General features: G+C 70.7%; 13 protein-coding genes. 7 read left to right on the top strand and 6 right to left on the bottom strand.

The features are described 5' to 3' along the window. Position 1: 1 nt before the first annotated feature. The 5 genes from RAB71_RS16180 to RAB71_RS16160 form a co-directional block, all read right to left on the bottom strand. A complete protein-coding gene (locus RAB71_RS16180; RefSeq protein WP_104609587.1) occupies positions 2-1,270 on the bottom strand; it encodes a histidine-type phosphatase in 1,269 nt (422 codons plus the stop codon). 138 nt (positions 1,271-1,408) lie between these two features. After that, the gene (locus tag RAB71_RS16175; RefSeq protein ID WP_010341328.1) at positions 1,409-4,306 is read right to left on the bottom strand and encodes a TonB-dependent receptor; all 2,898 of its coding nucleotides are present in this window, start codon (positions 4,304-4,306) and stop codon (positions 1,409-1,411) included. A 271-nt stretch (positions 4,307-4,577) separates the two neighbouring features. Next, positions 4,578-5,576, bottom strand: coding sequence for a FecR family protein (locus tag RAB71_RS16170; protein WP_104609586.1), 999 nt, complete (start codon positions 5,574-5,576; stop codon positions 4,578-4,580). 65 nt (positions 5,577-5,641) lie between these two features. Beyond that, a complete protein-coding gene (locus tag RAB71_RS16165) occupies positions 5,642-6,166 on the bottom strand; it encodes an RNA polymerase sigma factor (RefSeq protein WP_029561867.1) in 525 nt (174 codons plus the stop codon). Between the two features lie 311 nt (positions 6,167-6,477). Then, positions 6,478-8,202: an IlvD/Edd family dehydratase gene (locus RAB71_RS16160; protein ID WP_010341277.1), complete on the bottom strand. Its 1,725-nt coding sequence runs from the start codon at positions 8,200-8,202 to the stop codon at positions 6,478-6,480. A gap of 174 nt (positions 8,203-8,376) precedes the next feature. Here RAB71_RS16160 and RAB71_RS16155 point away from each other — a divergent pair, with 174 nt between their 5' ends. Then, complete coding sequence (locus RAB71_RS16155; RefSeq protein ID WP_010341276.1) at positions 8,377-9,174, top strand: SDR family NAD(P)-dependent oxidoreductase; 798 nt, start codon at positions 8,377-8,379, stop codon at positions 9,172-9,174. A gap of 181 nt (positions 9,175-9,355) precedes the next feature. Here the strand turns inward: RAB71_RS16155 and RAB71_RS16150 are convergent, their stop codons facing one another. After that, positions 9,356-10,327, bottom strand: coding sequence for a LysR family transcriptional regulator (locus RAB71_RS16150; RefSeq protein WP_029561866.1), 972 nt, complete (start codon positions 10,325-10,327; stop codon positions 9,356-9,358). A gap of 152 nt (positions 10,328-10,479) precedes the next feature. Here RAB71_RS16150 and araD1 point away from each other — a divergent pair, with 152 nt between their 5' ends. From araD1 to yjfF, 6 genes are all read left to right on the top strand, one after another. Beyond that, complete coding sequence (gene araD1 / locus RAB71_RS16145; protein WP_010341273.1) at positions 10,480-11,487, top strand: AraD1 family protein; 1,008 nt, start codon at positions 10,480-10,482, stop codon at positions 11,485-11,487. Between the two features lie 18 nt (positions 11,488-11,505). Beyond that, the gene (locus RAB71_RS16140) at positions 11,506-12,945 is read left to right on the top strand and encodes an aldehyde dehydrogenase family protein (RefSeq protein ID WP_010341271.1); all 1,440 of its coding nucleotides are present in this window, start codon (positions 11,506-11,508) and stop codon (positions 12,943-12,945) included. Positions 12,946-13,042: 97 nt separating this feature from the next. Beyond that, positions 13,043-14,035: an ABC transporter substrate-binding protein gene (locus RAB71_RS16135; RefSeq protein ID WP_040901044.1), complete on the top strand. Its 993-nt coding sequence runs from the start codon at positions 13,043-13,045 to the stop codon at positions 14,033-14,035. A gap of 10 nt (positions 14,036-14,045) precedes the next feature. Beyond that, on the top strand, positions 14,046-15,557 hold the full coding sequence (locus RAB71_RS16130; RefSeq protein ID WP_104609583.1) for a sugar ABC transporter ATP-binding protein: 1,512 nt from the start codon (positions 14,046-14,048) through the stop codon (positions 15,555-15,557). Further along, positions 15,554-16,609 carry an ABC transporter permease gene (locus tag RAB71_RS16125; protein WP_010342258.1) on the top strand — a complete coding sequence of 352 codons (1,056 nt, stop codon included), beginning with the start codon at positions 15,554-15,556 and terminating at the stop codon, positions 16,607-16,609. Before RAB71_RS16130 ends, RAB71_RS16125 begins: the two co-directional genes overlap by 4 nt. Then, on the top strand, positions 16,606-17,631 hold the full coding sequence (gene yjfF, locus RAB71_RS16120) for a galactofuranose ABC transporter, permease protein YjfF (protein ID WP_029561994.1): 1,026 nt from the start codon (positions 16,606-16,608) through the stop codon (positions 17,629-17,631). The genes RAB71_RS16125 and yjfF overlap by 4 nt, the downstream gene beginning before the upstream one ends. The last annotated feature ends 56 nt before the right edge of the window (positions 17,632-17,687 follow it).

Genomic DNA, 17,687 nt, shown 5'->3' with positions numbered 1-17,687 from the left:
GTCATGGGGTCAGGAACTGCGGATCGAGCGCGGCCTCGACCGCGGCGGCGAAGGCCGGCAGCGGGCAGTCGTAGGCGGCATCGGCGCGGCTGCACTGCGGAATGAACACGGGCGACTCCAGCGGCGGCGCCTGCACCGTCAGCGCGCGGCGTTCGCGTAGCTGCGCCAGGCTCTGCGCGGTGTAGCGCAGGCGGATCACGCGTTCGCCGTCGGCGCGGCGCCAGCGCTCGAACACCAGTGCGCCGCCGGGCACGGTCTGGTCGGGCTGGTAGCCTTGCAGTTGCCAGTGCAGATCGAGCATGCCGGCCAGCAGGGTCAGGGTGCCGTCGTGGCCGGACAGCACCACCAGCCGCGCCGCGCCGCCGATGGGTTCGGCGCGCGTGGCCTGGCCGCTGCCGTCCAGCAGCGTCGCCAGCAGCCGCGCCGCCAGCGGCGAGGCGGCCATGCGCGCCACCGCCGGCGCGCGCAGGCGCAGCGCGAATTCGGCCTGGTGCGGGGCGAAGGCGCGCAGCAGGCTGGCCTCGTCGACGCCGCGCCAGCCGAGCGCGGCGAAGTCCTGGCCGTCGGCCCAGGCCATCAGCAGGCTTTCGCTGAGGCCGGAGGCGGCCGCGGCCGGGCCTTCGATGCCGGGGATCGCATCCTCGGCGTCGCCCAGCCGCGCCGGCACCGCATCCAGGCGCAGCTTGCCGCTGCCGCTGCCGCTGCCGGCGTCGGCCGGGCAGGGCCGTTGCGCGCACTGCAGCAGCAGTTGCTGCAGGCTGTCGATGGCGTCGGCCTGGGCCGCATTCCAGGCCCGCGCGTCGCCGCCGATGCGGCCGGCGATGGCCGCACGCATCCGCGCCACGGCGGCGGGATCGCGCAACGCGGGCGCGCCGTCGAACAGCGGGTCGGAGGCACCGTCGGCGACGCTGTGCACCGGGTTGGCGCAGCCCGGGGTCAGCGTGCTGGCCAGCGCCTGTGCCGAGGCGAGGGTGCGCTGGGTGCGGTTGGCCCAGTAGTACGCGGCCGCGCAACCGTCGCCGGCGAACAGCCCCAGCGGCGCATAGCGGGCGCGATAGTAGGCGCCGAACAGCCGTTCCAGCGCCGCGCCGTTCGCGGTGAGATAGCCGGCCGGCACCGCGAAGCGCGGCCACGGGCGTGCCGAATAGCGCTCCAGTTGCTCCGCGCTGGACATCGCTGCACGCACGCCGTGGCGTTTGAGGATGACGACTTTTTCCAGCGTCTCCGTCGCGGTCGCTTGTGCGCGTGCCGCGGCACAGCCCAGCGGCATCAGGGCGAACAGGACGAGGGTGGCGAGGCGCGGCAGCGATGGCATCGGCAAGCTCCAGGCAGAGGCGGTGCGCCGCGCGGCGGTGTGCGGCGCACGGTGCGGTGGCGGGCTGCGGCACGTGGGCCGCGGCGCGGCGGATCAGAATCGTGCGCGCAGGCCCACCGACCAGGTGCGGCCGTAGTCGGTGTAGCCGCCGAACAGGCGGTCGCCGACGTACTGGCGCTGCACGGCACCGGTGAGGTTGATCGCGTTGACGAACACCGACAGGGTGTCGTTGACCTTCCAGGCCACGTTCGCGTCGAGGCTGCCGAACTGGTCGCTGTTGAGCGTGGCGACGTTGGCGGTGCCCACCGCGTTGACGATGTCGTCGCTCCAGCTGTAGCTCACCCGCGCCATCAGCGGCCCCTTCTCGTAGAACAGCACCGCGTTGTAGGTGTTCTTGGCCACGCCTTCGAGGCTGTCGGTGAAGATGCGGCTGCCGTCGCGGTAGGTGGCCTCGCTGTCGGTCCAGGTGTAGTTGAGCTGCATGCCGAGCCCGTCCAGCGGCGCCGGCAGGCCGGCGAACACCTGCTGGTAGGCCACTTCCACGCCCTTGACACTGGCCTGGCTGCCGTTGGTCTTGGACGAGAGCAGGTAGGTCTGGCCCTGGTACTGCAGGTTCGACATCTGGGTCTGGATGAAGCTGGAGATGTCCTTGTAGAACACGCCGCCGGTCAGTGCCGAGGTGCCGTCGATGTACCACTCGAAGGTCAGGTCGTACTGCCAGGCCTCGAACGGACGCAGCGACGGATTGCCGCCGCTGGCGGTGAGGATCTCGCCGCTGGAATTGAAGGTGAGCTTGGACGACAGGTCGGTGAGGTCGGGGCGGGTGATGACCTTGGCCGCGGAGCTGCGCAGCACGATGTCGTCGCGCACGTCCCAGGCGGCGTTGAACGAGGGCAGCGCGTTGCTGTAGCTGCGGGCGAAGTGCACCGGTTGCGCGCTGCCGTTGACGTCGGCATGGCCGTCGGTGGTCTGCTCGGTGCGCACCAGGCGCACGCCGAGGTTGCCGCGCAGCTCGCGGCCGGCCAGTTCGCTGCCGAAGTCGGCCATCGCATAGGCCGAGCCGATCTTCTCCTTGACCTCGTAGGAGTTCTGCAGGTCGGCGCTGTTGGGCGTGTTGACCAGGTCCGCGGCGGTCGGCCAGGTGCCGAAGAAGGTCGATTCGATCGGCGCCAGCCACCGCCGCGGCAGGTTGCCGTTAGCGTCGGCGAGCATGTCGTCCACCGGCAGCGCGGTGAAGTTGCCGGCCGGGAAGCGCACGCCGGCGATGCTGGTCAGCAGCAGGTCGGCGCGATCGTAGGTGCGCGAGCGCTGCCGGTACTTGGCGCCGACCTTGAGGTCGCGGAAGAAGCCGTCGCCGAGCGCGCGCTTGGCGTCGAACTGCAGCGCGTCCTCCTTGTCGCGCGCGTCGATCTCGCGCCACTCCAGGCGCCGGCCGGCCACGCTGGCGGGGTTGGTCGGATCGAAGCCGTTGGTGAAGCGCCAGTCGGGCACGTCGTCGCCATCGGCCTGCGGCATGTCCACGCGCATCGACAGATTGGTGCCGCTGCGCAGGCGCGTGCGCCGGATCGGATCGGAATCGTAGCTGTGCGCCTGCGAGTGGAACGCCACCGCGCCGAGCGTCCACGCATCGCCGCTCCAGGTGCTGGACAGGCGCGCGCTGCGGTTGTCGTCGGTGATGCCGGAGGTCTCGCGCGAGATCTGCACCTGGCCGTTGCGGTAGTCGAAGCCGGCGACGCCGTCGTGCGCCACGCGCAGGTTGCTGAGCTTGGCCAGGCTGTCGAAGCCCACGCCCAGGCTGTACTCGTCGTAGTGCACGGTCTGCTTGGCGTACAGCAGGTCCAGGTTGGTTTCCCAGGCCGCGCTCGGCTTCCATTGCAGGGAGGCGGCGATGCCGGTGCGCTCGCGCTGTTCCAGTTCCAGCGTCGGGCGCAGGCCGGTGGGCACGTAGTGGGCGCCGGGCACGCCCGGTACGCCGTCGCGGTAGTAGTCCCAGCTCACTTCGTTGACCCGGTCCTGGCGCAGGCTGCGCTGCGCATAGGCGCCGGACAGCAACACGCCGAAGGTGCCCTCGGCGTTGACCCAGTTGAACAGGCCGGACACGCGCGGATCGTTGGCGTGGGTGCGCTGCGCCTGGCTCGACTCCAGCGACACGTTGGTCAGGGGTTTGCCCAGTTCCAGCGGGCGAAAGGTGCGCACGTTGACGATGCCGCCGATCGCGCCTTCGTCCAGGTCGGCGGTGGGGCTCTTGATCACGTCCAGGCCGGCGACCAGTTCCGCCGGCAGGGTGTCGTAGCGGAACTGGCGGCCGGTCTGGCCGGAGGTGCGCACGTTCTCGTTGACCGCCATGGTCTGGCCGTTGAGCGTGGTCACCTGGAAGTTGGGCCCGAGGCCGCGCACGCGCACGTACACGCCTTCGCCGCGGTCGCGCACGATCGACACGCCGGGCACGCGCTGCAGCGCTTCGGCCACGTTCTGCGCCGGCAGCTTGCCGATGTCCTCGGCGGCGATCACGTCGACCACGCTGTCGGCGTAGCGCTTCTCGCGCAGCGCGGCGCTGAGGCTGCCGGCGTAGCTGCCGAGCACCTGGATGCCGTCCAGTTGCTTGACCGGCGCATCTGCGGTCGGTGTCGGTGCCTGCGTCGGTGCGGCGGTCATCGCGGCCGGCGCGGTGCTGGCGGTCTCGGCCGGCGCGCTCGCGGCCTCGATGGTCACCGTGGTCGGGGTCAGGAAGCGATAGCGCAGCCCGGTGCCGTCGAGCAGTTGCTGCAGCGCCTGTTCCGGCGCCGCGCCGGCGCGGCTGCCATGCGTCTGCGGATTGCCGGTGCTGCCGGCGGCGTAGACGAACTGCAGGCCGGTCTGCCGCGATAGCGCGTTGAGCGCGCGCGCCAGCGGCTGCGCGGGAATCGCATCGACCGCGACGGGCGCGGTCTGCGCGCCGGCGGTGCCGGCGTGCAGGGCGAGGGCGATGGAAAGGAACAGGGTGCGGCGCATCGTCGGGTCCTGTGGAAGCGGGGGTGGTGGTGCGCGCGGCATCTCCCTCGGGCGTTTGCCTGCGCTGTCCCCGGACTACGAGGCGCGACGGCGAAGATCGGGCACCGTTTTTCGATGAATTTTCTGTGACACGTGCAGGGCGTGCTGGCGTCGCGTGCGCGCACGGATACGCGTGCACGATGCGTGTGACGCGTTGATGGCACGCGACGGCGTACCGACCCAGGTCTGGACGATGCGTGCGATGTGCATCGCGCGCGACGCGCTTGTCGCGCTACTGCAGGTGCGTCTGGGTGGGCGCGCGGCTGCGCACGTGGATGCCGTCGGCGCTTGCGTATACCTGCAATGTCGGCTGCGCGTCGAGGAACGCACGCAGTGCGGCGACGTCGTCGCCACGCAGGTTGCCGGTCAGCCGCATCGCCCCGGCATCGCCATCGTCGATCAGCAGGCGGGTGCGATTGAGCCGGTTGAAATCCTCGGCGACGTTGGCCAGCGGTTCGTCGCGGAACACGATGCGGTGTTGCCACCACGCGTGCATGGCGGCGACATCCTCGTTGCCCAGTTCGACCCGGCCGTCGGCGATGTCGATGCGTGCGCTCTGGCCGGCACCGAGATCGGCCAGCATCGGCTGCTGCGGCCGATCCTCGCGCCACACCTGCACGCGCCCGGACGATACCTCGATACGTGCCTGGTCGGGGTGCAGGGCGATGTCGAAGGTGGTGCCGATGTCCTGCACGCGCAGGCCGCCGGCCTGCACCTGCAGCGGGCGGCGGTCGGCGGCGACCACGAAGCTGGCCTGGCCCTGCAGCAACTGCAGCGTGCGCCTCCACGGGGTCAGTGTGGCCTGCACCTGGGTCTGCGCGTTGAGCCGTACCACGCTGCCGTCGGCCAGTTGCACGCTGCGCTGTTCGCCGAGCGCGGTGCGGTAGGTCTGGGTGCGCGGCCAGGCCCAGCCGACCAGCACCGCCATCGCGCACACCGCGGCGGCCGCGGCCAGGCGCCAGCGCGAGGCGGCGTGGGCGCGCGGCGCGCGCGCCGGTGCCGCCGCTGGCGCGCGCCGCGGCACGGGCAGGGCGATCACGTTGTCGCTCGCGGCACCATCGGCGGCGGCGTCGCTGGCCAGCAAGGCATCCACGTCCAGGTCCATGCCGCGCAGCGCTTCGCCGAGGTCGCCGGCCACGCGCTGCATCGCCAGATACTCGCGCAGATGCTGCGGCGAGGCGGTCAGCCAGTCCAGCAACTGCTGTTCCTGTTTCGCATCCAGCGGCTGCATGCGCTGCACCGCATGCCAGTGCGCGGCATCGGCGATGGCGCTGCGCGAGGAGAAGGCGCTGTCGTTCACCCGCGGTCTCCGCTGTCGGCCAGCGCGCGTCGGCACGCCGACAGGCCGCGCACCACGTGTTTCTTGACCATGTGCGGCGACACGCCCATGCGTTCGGCGATCTGTTTGTAGCTCATCCCGTCGCGGTACTGCATCACCAGCACCGCGCGGGTGCGCGCGGGCAGGTCGGCGAGCAGGGCCTGCAACTGTTGCTGGCGCTGCCGCCGGTGTGCGCTGTCTTCCACGTCGTCTCCCGCCGCCAGCAATTGCGAGAACTGCTCCATCTCGTCGATGCGCAGCGGCGCCTGGCGGCGACGCGCGGCCTGTTCGCGCGCCAGGTTCTGCGCGACGGTGTACAGATAGGCTTCGGGATTGGCGATGGCCTCGCCCTGCTGCCGATGCGCGCGCAGCAGCCGCAGATAGGTCTCCTGCACCATGTCCTCGGCGTCCTCGCGTGCGCCGCGGCGCACGAAGAAGCCGCGCAGCACCGGGCCGTGTTCGGCGAACATGCGCGCCCATGTGCGTTTGGGGTGAGCCGCCACCGCGCCTGCCTTGTCCCTGGGGTGCCGGGCAGGCTAGAAGCTGCAGATGACGGTTCGGTGACGTGGGGGCGATGCGCGTGGAAGAAGGCGGCATTCGCCACTTCCTAGTGGAATCGACTGCCATACAGCCGCGACGCACGAAGTGGTGCGCTTTCCGATGGCGCAATGCGTCGGGACTGAAGTCCCTCCCACAGTGCGCACGGCGGGCTCGCTGTAGGAGCGGCTTCAGCCGCGATGGGCTCTACCGGTAGCGTCTGTCGCGGCTGAAGCCGCTCCTACGACAGCATGGTGGATGCATCTGGCCGCGTCCGCTAATGCGAATCGCGCGCCACGGCGTCGCCGCTGCCGCCGACCAGGAAGTCCAGGTCCGCGCCCAGGTGCGCCTGCTGCACGTGCTCCACGTAGAGCTTGCTCCAGCCGCGCGTCGGGGCCGGTGGCGGCGTCCATTCGCTGCGCCGGCGCAGCAGTTCCTCGTCGCTGACTTCCAGGTGCAACGCGCGGCCGGGGACGTCGAGTTCGATGATGTCGCCGTCGCGCACCAGCGCCAGGGTGCCGCCGGCGGCGGCCTCCGGCGAGGCGTGCAGCACCACCGTGCCGTAGGCGGTGCCGCTCATGCGCGCGTCGGAGATGCGCACCATGTCGGTGACGCCGGCGCGCAGCAGCTTCGGCGGCAGCGGCATGTTGCCGACCTCGGCCATGCCCGGGTAGCCGCGCGGGCCGCAATGCTTGAGCACCATGATGCAGTCGGCGTCGATGTCCAGCGCCTCGTCGTCGATGCGCGCCTTGAAGTCCTCGATGCTCTCGAACACCACCGCGCGCCCGCGGTGCCGCAGCAGGTGCGGCGAGGCGGCCGACGGCTTGATCACCGCGCCGTCCGGCGCCAGGTTGCCGCGCAGCACGGCGATGCCGGCCTCCGCGCGCACCGGCGCGTCCAGCGGGTGGATCACCTCGCGGTTCCAGCACGGCGCCTGCGCCACGTTCTCGCCCAGGGTGCGGCCGTTGACGGTGCGCGCGTCCAGCGCCAGTTCGCTGCCGAGTTCGCGCATCACCGCCGGCAGCCCGCCGGCATAGTAGAAGTCTTCCATCAGGTAATGGCCGGACGGTTTGAGATTGACCAGGCACGGCAGCCGCGAGCCCAGCCGGTCCCAGTCGTCCAGTTGCAGCGGCACGCCCACGCGGCCGGCCAGGGCGAGCAGGTGCAGCACCGCGTTGGTGGAGCCGCCGATCGCCGCATTGACCTTGATCGCGTTGGCGAAGGCGTCGGCGGTGAGGATCTGCGACATGCGCAGATCCTCTTCCACCATCTGCACGATGCGCCGGCCGCTGAGCCGCGCCAGCCGCGCGCGGCGCGCGTCCACCGCCGGGATCGCCGCGTTCTCCGGCAGCGACATGCCCAGCGCCTCGACCATGCTGGCCATGGTCGAGGCGGTGCCCATGGTCATGCAGCTGCCCTTGGAGCGCTGCATGCAGGCCTCGGCCTCGACGAAATCGTCCTGACTCAGGGTGCCCGCGCGCACCATCTCCGACATCTCGATCACGCCGGTGCCCGAGCCCAGCGGCTGGCCGCGCCAGTTGCCCGACAGCGACGGCCCGCCGGACACGCCGATGGTCGGCAGGTCCACGCTGGCCGCGCCCATCAGCAAGGACGGGGTGGTCTTGTCGCAGCCCATCAGCAGCACCACGCCATCCAGCGGATTGGCGCGGATCGATTCCTCCACGTCCATGCTGGCGAGGTTGCGGAACAGCATCGCGGTGGGGCGCATCTGCGTCTCGCCCAGCGACATCACCGGGAACTCCAGCGGGAACCCGCCGGCCTCGTAGACGCCGCGTTTGACGTGTTCGGCCAGTTCGCGCAGGTGGCCGTTGCACGGGGTCAGTTCCGACCAGGTGTTGCAGATGCCGATCACCGGACGGCCATCGAACATGTCGTGCGGATGGCCGGCGCTCTTGAGCCAGCTGCGGTAGTAGAAGCCCTGCTTGCCTTCGCGCCCGAACCACGCCTGGCTGCGGCGCGGCGGTTTGCTGGGTGAGCCCATGTCGGCGGATTCCTCGAGTCCAGGACGCCGGGATCCGCCTTGTGCGCAAGCCGCCCCCGGATGCTTTACGCCGGGGATGCTAGCGGGCATATTGATACGTGAAAAATAGCAAATATCTCCGAATGGATATTTGTTTTCATATATCGAAATCCTATCCACCTAGAGCGAAACGGCATGGACAACTCGGCAAGCGCAGCGCCTTCCTCCCTCGGCAACGCAACCTACGGCAGCCTGCACGGGCGCCGCGTCTTCATCACCGGCGGCGGCTCCGGCATCGGTGCGGCGCTGGTCGAAGCCTTCGCCGCGCAGGGCGCGCAGGTGGCCTTCGTCGACGTCGCGGCCGAGGCCAGCGCCACCCTAGCCGAGCGCCTGGCCGTGGCCGGCCTGACCGCGCCGTGGTGGCGTCGCTGCGACGTCACCGACGTGGCCGCGCTGCAGGCGGCGATCGGCGACGCGGCGGCCGAGCTGGGCGACTTCCACGTGCTGCTCAACAACGTCGGCAGCGACGACCGCCACGCGCTGGAGGCGGTGACCCCGGAGTACTGGGAGCGCTGCGTGTCGATCAACCAGCGTGCGGCGTTCTTCGCCATCCAGGCGGTGGTGCCGGGCATGCAGCGGCTGGGCGGCGGTTCCATCGTCAACCTCGGCTCCACCGGCTGGCAGAGCAAGACCGGCGGCTACCCGGTTTACGCCACCGCCAAGTCTTCGGTGAACGGCCTGACCCGCGGCCTGGCCCGCGACCTGGGCGCGGCGCGCATCCGCATCAACGTGCTGACCCCGGGCTGGGTGATGACCGAACGCCAGGTCACCCTGTGGCTGGACGAGGCCGGCGAGCGCGAACTGGCGCGCAACCAGTGCCTGCCGGACAAGGTGATGCCGGAAGACATCGCGCGCATGGCGCTGTTCCTGGCCTCGGACGAGGCGCGCGCGATCACCGCGCAGGAGTTCGTGGTGGACGGCGGCTGGACCTGAGTGGTGCGGGATTCGGGCTTCGCGCGTCGCGGCTGAAGCCGCTCCCACAAAGGCCGCGCGCCGGGAACGGCGGCGGTGTTGTGGGAGGGACTTCAGTCCCGACGCGATCGGCTGCCCTGGCAGCGGCAGGTGCGTCACGCATTGCGCGTCGCGGCTGAAGCCGCTCCTACCGCAGACGCAATCAGTCGTCCGTCGACAGCGACGGTGCGGCGATACCGTAGACCGAGGTCGCCGCCTCCTGCAGCGCCTGCAGCACGATCCGCGCGCCCGGCGACAGCAGCCAGTCGCGACGGGTGATCAGGCCGAAGGCGTCCATGCGGCAGGACAGCGCCACCGGCACGATCGCCACGCTGCCGTGGTCGGCGAAATGCCGGGCCACGTCCTCCGGTACCACCGCCAGCGCGTCGCCATGCCGCAGCAACTGCGGCAGCACCACCAGCGCCGAAGTCTCGATCACCCGCTTGGGCGCTTCCAGCCCGGCGTTCTGGAACATCAGTTCGAAGCGGTGGCGCAACACGCTGCCGTCCGGCGGCACGATCCACGGCGTCTCGGCCAACACCGCCAGCGTCGGCACCGGCCCCGCCAGCAGCGGATGGCCGGGGCGGGCGATGGCGCAGACCTTTTCCTCAGCCAGCGCCTGGTAGTGCAGGTGGCGCTTGTCGTGCCGTGCGAACAGCCGCGCCACCACGATGTCCAGTTTGTTCTGCGCCAGTTGCTCCAGCAGCACGTCGCTGCCGTCCACGCGCAGGCTCACCCGCAGCAGCGGATGCTGCGCGCCGACCTGTGCCAGCGCCGACGGCAGCAGGCTCATCGCTGGGCCTGCGATCGCGCCGACGCCGACGCTGCCGGCATAGCCTGCCTTCAGCGCCTCGATCTCGGCGCCGGCCTCGCCGAGGCTGGCCAGGGCGATGCGGGCGTGGCGGATCATCGCCTCGCCGTACCAGGTGGCGCGCATGCCGCGCGGCAGGCGCTCGAACAGCGGCACCGCCAGCATGTCCTCCAGGTCCTTGAGCAGCTTGGAGGCGGCCGGCTGCGACATGTTCAAGGTCTCGGCGGCGCGGTGGATGTTGCCTTCCTCCTCGATCGCCAGCAGCAGCATCAATTGCCGGGTCTTCAGGCGGGCGCGGACGAACCAGGGCGGGGCAGCGGGCATGGCGCTCAGAGCGATATGAATGTTCGTATACGTTAAGCCAAAACCGATATTTGTTGCATATAGGTCGTCCGGCCAGAATAGGTCGGGCGCATCGCGCCACGCGTGTCCCGCGTCGCCCGCTGCGCGTCCGCATTCCGACAGGCGACAGATTCATGCGATTGATCCAGTTGCTCGATGACGCCGGCACGCCCGGCGTCGGCGTGGTGGAAGACGACGGCCGCCAGGTGCGGCTGCTGCGCGAGGTGGCGTCGACCTATGCGTTGGCCAACGCGGCGCTGGCCGCCGGCGCCAGCCTGGAGGCGCAGGCGCAGCAGTTGCGCGGCGAGCGCGTGCTCGACTACGCCGCGCTGCTGGCCGCCGGCCGGGTGCTGTCGCCGTTGACCCATCCGGACCCGGCGCATTGCCGGGTCACCGGCACCGGCCTGACCCATCTGGGCAGCGCCGCTACCCGCGATGCCATGCACCAGAATCTGCAGCAGCAGGCGGCGCAGGGCACGCTCACCGATTCGATGAAGATCTTCCAGCTCGGCGTGGAAGGCGGCATCCCGCGCGACGGTCAGCCCGGCGCGCAGCCGGAATGGTTCTACAAGGGCGACGGCAGCAGCCTGGTCGCGCCGGGTGCGCCGCTGCCGTCGCCGGACTTCGCCCTGGACGGCGGCGAGGAGCCGGAACTGGTCGGGCTGTACGTGATCGGCGCCGACGGCGTGCCGTACCGGCTCGGCTTCGCGTTGGGCAACGAGTTCTCCGACCACGTCACCGAGCGCCAGAACTACCTGTACCTGGCCCATTCCAAGCTGCGCGCCTGCGCGGTCGGTCCGGAGCTGCGCTGCGGCGCGTTGCCGCGCGATCTGCGCGGGCACAGCCGCATCCGCCGCGGCGATGCGGTGATCTGGGAGAAGCCCTTCGTCACCGGCGAGGCCAACATGTGCCATTCGCTGGCCAATCTCGAGTACCACCATTTCAAGTACGTCGCGCACCGCGTGCCCGGCGACGTGCACCTGCATTTCTTCGGCACCGCCACGCTGAGCTTCGCCGACGGCGTGCAGGCGCAGCCCGGCGACCGCTTCGAGATCGAACTGGCCGAGTTCGGCGCGGCGCTGGTCAATCCCTTGCAGCGCGTCGACAGCGGATTCGCCCTGGGCGGCGTGCGCGCGCTGTAGAACCGCACGGAGGTAGGCATGACCCGACGTTTCCAGAGCTACATCGACGGTCGCTGGGTGGCCGGCGACGACCTCGCCCCCGACGAGAATCCGTCCGACCTGTCGGCACCGGTCGGCGAAGCCGGCAGCCTCGACGCGGCCGCGGTGCGCGAGGCGATCGCCGCGGCCAACGCGGCGCAGTCGGCGTGGGCCGCGAGCACCCCGCAGCAGCGCGCCGACGCGCTGGACGCGGTCGGCAGCGAGATCCTGGCGCGCAAGCAGGAACTGGGCGCGCTGCTGGCCTCGGAAGAGGGTAAGACCTTGCCGGAGAGCATCGGCGAGGCGGCGCGCGCCGGGCAGATCTTCAAGTTCTTCGCCGGCGAGGCGCTGCGCATTCCCGGCGAGACGCTGGCCTCCACCCGGCCCGGGGTCAACGTCGAGATCACCCGCGAGCCGGTCGGCACCGTCGGCATCATCGCGCCGTGGAATTTCCCGCTGGCGATCCCGGCCTGGAAGATCGCGCCGGCACTGGCCTACGGCAACACCGTGGTGTTCAAGCCGGCGGAGATCGTGCCCGGCTGTGCCTGGGCGCTGGCCGAGATCCTCAGCCGCGCCGGCTTGCCAAACGGCGCGTTCAACCTGGTGCTCGGCAGCGGCAGCACGGTCGGCCAGGCGCTGGTCGGCGAGCGCGGCATCGATGCGCTCAGCTTCACCGGCTCGGTGCCCACCGGCAACCGGCTGCTGCGCCAGGCCGCCGAGCGCGGGCTGAAGATCCAGCTGGAGATGGGCGGCAAGAATCCGCTGGTGGTGCTGGCCGATGCCGACCTGGACCTGGCGGCGGAGATCGCGGTCAACGGCGCCTACTTCTCCACCGGCCAGCGCTGCACCGCGTCGAGCCGGCTGATCGTCGAACGCGCGGTGCACGACGACTTCGTCGCGCGCGTGCGCACGCGCCTGGCCGCACTGAAGATCGGCCATGCGCTGGAGCCGGGCGTGGACATCGGCCCGGTCGCCAGCGCCAGCCAGTTCGAACAGGACCGCGACTACCTGCGCATCGCCCGCGAGGAAGGCGCCGAACTGCTCTACGGCGGCGAGGCGCTGGAGTGCGCGCACCGCGGCTACTACCTGCGCCCGGCGCTGGTGGCCGCGCAGCCGCAGCACCGCATCGCCCGCGAGGAGGTGTTCGGCCCGGTCGCCGCGGTGCTGGTGGCCGACGACTACGAACACGCGCTGGCCCTGGCCAACGACACCGAGTTCGGTCTGTGCGCGGGCATCGCCACGCGCTCGCTGAAGCACGCCACGCATTTCAAGCGGCACGCGCAGGTGGGCATGGTGATGGTCAACCTGCCCACCGCCGGCGTCGACCCGCATGTGCCGTTCGGCGGACGCAAGGCCTCCAGCTACGGCCCGCGCGAGCAGGGCCGGTATGCGGTGGAGTTCTACACCACGGTCAAGACGGCTTACACATCCGCACCATGAACTGATCGAATCAGCGCACGCCGGCCTGGGAGGGTGGGCGGCGCGTCGCGGCCTCCGGGCCCGTCCGCCGCCAGCGTGCCATCAACGAGGAGGGGCTATGCACAAGCACACGTCGGGAATGCGGGCGCTGGGAATCGCGGCACTGCTGGGGATGGCGCTGGCCGCGTGTTCCGGCGGCGGCAAGGACGCCGGCAAGGAGCCGGGGCAACTCACCGTCGGTTTCAGCCAGGTCGGCGCCGAGAGCGAATGGCGCACCGCCAACACCGCCTCGATCAAGCAGGCCGTCGCCGATGCCGGCATGACGCTGAAGTTCTCCGACGCGCAGCAGAAGCAGGAGAACCAGATCAAGGCGCTGCGCTCGTTCATCGCCCAGCGCGTGGGCGTGATCGCGTTTTCGCCGGTGGTGGAGTCGGGCTGGGAGACGGTGCTGCGCGAGGCCAAGGCCGCGAAGATCCCGGTGGTGCTGACCGACCGCGCGGTGAAGGTGTCCGACGACAGTCTGTACGTGACCCTGATCGGTTCGGATTTCGTCGAGGAAGGACGCAAGGCGGCGCGCTGGCTGGTCGAGCGTTCGCCGCTGAAGGACGGCGACAAGCCGGTGCGCATCGTCGAACTGCAGGGCACGGTCGGCTCGGCGCCGGCGATCGATCGCATGAAGGGCTTCAAGGAGATCCTGGCGGCGCATCCGCGCTTCCAGATCGTGCGCTCGCAGAGCGGCGACTTCACCCGCGCCAAGGGCAAGGAAGTGATGGAGGCGTTCCTGAAGTCGGAGGGGCGCAACATCGACGTGCTCTATGCGCACAACGACGACATGGCGATCGGGGCGATCCAGGCGATCGAGGAAGCCGGCCTGAAGCCGGGCAAGGACATCCTGGTGATCTCGGTGGACGGGGTGAAGGGCGCGTTCGAGGCGATGCAGGCCGGCAAGCTCAACGTCACCGTCGAATGCAACCCGCTGCTGGGCCCGCAACTGGTGCAGGCCATCCGCGACCTCAAGGCCGGCAAGCCGCTGCCCAAGCGCATCGTGGTGAAGGAATCGGTGTACACCCAGGACCAGGCCGCGGCCGAACTGCCCAAGCGCAAGTACTGAGGCCGCGCGCATGCATCCGCTGGTGCTGGAGGCGCAGGGACTGAGCAAGGCCTACGCCGGCGTGGCTGCGCTGGAGGACGTGGCGCTGCGCCTGCGCGGCGGCGAGATCCACGCGTTGATGGGCCAGAACGGCGCCGGCAAGTCGACCCTGATCAAGCTGCTCACCGGCGTGACCGCCGCCGACGCCGGGCGTATCGCGCTGGACGGCGCGGTGGTGGCGCCGGCGTCGCCGCAGCAGGCGCAACGGCTCGGCATCAGCACCGTGTACCAGGAAGTGAACCTGTGCCCGAACCTGTCGGTGGCCGAGAACCTGTTCGCCGGCCGCTACCCGCTGCGCGGCTGGCTGCGGCGCATCGACTGGCGCCGGGTCGAGCGCGAGGCCGGGGCCGGTCTGCAGCGTCTGGGCATCGCCATCGACGTGCGGCGCGCGCTGGGTAGCTATCCGGTGGCGGTACAGCAGATGGTGGCGATCGCGCGCGCGGTCGGCGTGTCGGCGCGGGTGCTGATCCTCGACGAACCCACGTCCAGCCTCGACGAAGGCGAGGTGGCCGAACTGTTCCGGGTGATGCGCGCGCTGCGCGATGGCGGCATGGCGATCCTGTTCGTCACCCACTTCCTGGACCAGGTGTACGCGGTGGCCGACCGCATCAGCGTGCTGCGCAACGGCCGCCTGGTCGGCGAATACACGCCGGCGGAATTGCCGGCGCCGCAACTGGTCGCGGCGATGGTCGGGCGCGCGCTCGACCCGGCCAGCGCCGCGGCCGCCGCGGTGCGCGCGGCCGCGCCCGAGGACACGGCGCCGCTGCTGCAGGCGCAGGGCCTTGGACGGCGCGGCCAGTTGCAGCCGATCGACCTGCAACTGCGTCAAGGCCAGGTGCTTGGCCTGGCCGGCCTGCTCGGCGCCGGCCGCACCGAACTGGCGCGGTTGCTGTTCGGGCTGGACCGTGCCGATCGTGGCCGCGTGGCGATCGACGGCCGCGAGGTGGCGTTGCGCGGCCCGCCCGACGCAATCGCCCACGGCCTGGCGCTGTGCCCGGAAGAACGCAAGACCGAGGGCATCGTCGCCGAACTGTCGGTGCGCGAGAACATCGTGCTGGCCTTGCAGGCGCGCATGGGCCTGCGCCGGTTCCTGGCGCCGGCCGAGCAGCTGCGCATCGCGCAGGGCTACGTGGACGTGCTGGGCATCAAGACCGCCAGCCTGGAGACGCCGGTGGGGCTGCTGTCCGGCGGCAACCAGCAGAAGGTGGTGCTGGCGCGCTGGCTGGCGACGCGGCCGCGGCTGCTGATCCTGGACGAACCCACCCGCGGCATCGACATCGCCGCCAAGCAGGAGATCATGACCCGGATCCTGGCCCTGGCCCGCGAGGGCATGGCGGTGCTGTTCATCTCCGCCGAGGTCGCCGAGATCGCGCGCATCGCCGACCGCATCGCGGTGCTGCGCGAACGCCGGCTGGTCGGCGAGCTGCCGGGCGGCTGCGGCGAGCGCGCGATCTTCGAGCTGATCGCCGGGAGCGCGGCATGAACGCCACCGCCGCCCCCGAGTCCACCGTGGCGCGCTGGCCGGCACGGCTGCGCACGCACCCGCTGTTTTGGCCGCTGGCGACGCTGGCCGTGTTGCTGCTCGGCAACGGCCTGTTCGATCCGGGCTTCCTGAGCCTGCAATGGCGCGACGGCCACCTGTACGGCAACCTGGTCGACATCGGCAACCGCGCCGCGCCGCTGGCGCTGGTGGCGATGGGCATGACCCTGGTGATCGCGGTGCGCGGCCTGGACATCTCGGTCGGTGCGGTGGTGGCGATCGCCGCGACGGTGGCGGCGTGGATGATCGGCGGCGGCGAACACAGCCGCTTCCCGCTGTGGGCGGTGCTGCTGGCACCGCTGCTGGTGGCGGCGCTGTGCGGGCTGTGGAACGGGCTGCTGGTGGTCAAGGTCGGCATGCAGCCGATCATCGCCACGCTGATCCTGATGGTGGCCGGGCGCGGCATCGCGCAGTTGATCGGCGACGGGCAGATCCTGACCATCTACTACCCGCCGTATTTCTATCTGGGCAACGGCTTCCTGCTCGGCCTGCCGTTCGCGCTGTTCGTGGTCGCGGCGGTGTTCGCGGCGTTGCAACTGCTGCTGGGGCGCACCGCGCTGGGGCTGTTCGTGCGCGCGATCGGCCACAACCCGCGCGCGGCGCGGGTGGCCGGCGTGCGTGCGCGGCTGATCGCGGTGTTGCTGTACGTGTTCTGCGCGTTCAGCGCCGGCCTGGCCGGGTTGCTGATCAGTTCCAACGTCAAGAGCGCCGACGCCAACAACGCCGGGCAATTGATGGAACTGGACGCGATCCTCGCGGTCACCCTCGGCGGCACACTCCTCGATGGCGGCCGCTTCAGCCTGGCCGGCAGCGTGATCGGCGCGCTGATCATCCAGACCCTGACCGCGACCATCTATGCCTTCGGCGTGCCGGCGCAGGTGACCATGCTGATCAAGGCGCTGCTGGTGTTCGCGGTGATGCTGCTGCAATCGCCGCGCTTCCGCGCCAACCTGCGCGGCTGGATCCGGCGGCCGCCGCCGCAGGTGCGGCCATGAGCGCGGCGGCTCCATCCCTGGTTGGGTCCGGCCTGCGCAAGGCGGCGGGCATGCTGCAGGGCGCGCGCTTGCCGCTGGCGATCACCGTGGCGCTGTTCGTGGCCATGCTCGCGGCCGGCGGAGTGCTCTACGACGGCTTCCTGGCGCCGCAGGTGCTGGCCAATCTGCTGATCGACAATGCCTTCCTGTGCATCGCCGCGGTGGGCATGAGCCTGGTGATCCTCAGCGGCGGCATCGACCTGTCGGTGGGCGCGGTGCTGGCGTTCACCACCGTGCTGTCGGCCTCGCTGGTCGAGCGCCATGGCTGGTCGCCGCTGGCGGCGATCCCGCTGGTGCTGCTGCTCGGCAGCGTCTTCGGTGCGTTCATGGGCCTGCTGATCCAGCGCTACCGCTTGCAGCCGTTCGTGGTGACCCTGGCCGGCATGTTCCTGGCGCGCGGCGCCAGTTACCTGATCAGCGTCGATTCGATCCCGATCACCGACCCGCTGTACACCGCGATCGCGCAGGCGCGGCTGCCGCTGGTCGGCGACGCGTCGCTGTCGGTCGGTGCGTTGATCGCGCTGGCGATGGTAGCGCTGGGCATGTGGCTGACCCAGTGCACCCGCTTCGGCCGCTGCGTGTACGCGCTTGGCGGCAGCGAGGCCTCGGCGCGGCTGATGGGCCTGCCGGTGGAGGCGACCCAGGTGCGCGTCTATGCCTTCAGTGGCTTCTGCTCGGCGCTGGCCGGGGTGGTGTGCACGTTCTACATGCTGTCCGGCTACAGCCTGCATGCGCAGGGCCTGGAACTGGACGCCATCGCCGCGGTGGTGATCGGCGGCACCCTGCTCGCCGGCGGCAGCGGCTACGTGATCGGCACCCTGTTCGGGGTGCTGATCCTGGGGACGATCCAGACCCTGATCGTGTTCGACGGCACCCTCAGTTCGTGGTGGACGCGCATCGTGATCGGTGGCCTGTTGCTGCTGTTCTGCCTGCTGCAGCGGTTGCTGGCCCGGCGCCTGCCGGCGGCGGATGCGGTTGCCTGACCCAGGTCGCCGCGTGGCATCAGCGCGCCCGCTCGCGCGCGCCTGCGTTGCCGGCG

Origin of the sequence: Xanthomonas sacchari, from assembly GCF_040529065.1 — a bacterium.
Taxonomy (GTDB): Bacteria; Pseudomonadota; Gammaproteobacteria; order Xanthomonadales; family Xanthomonadaceae; genus Xanthomonas_A; species Xanthomonas_A sacchari.
This window is presented reverse-complemented; position numbering and strand designations above follow the sequence as displayed.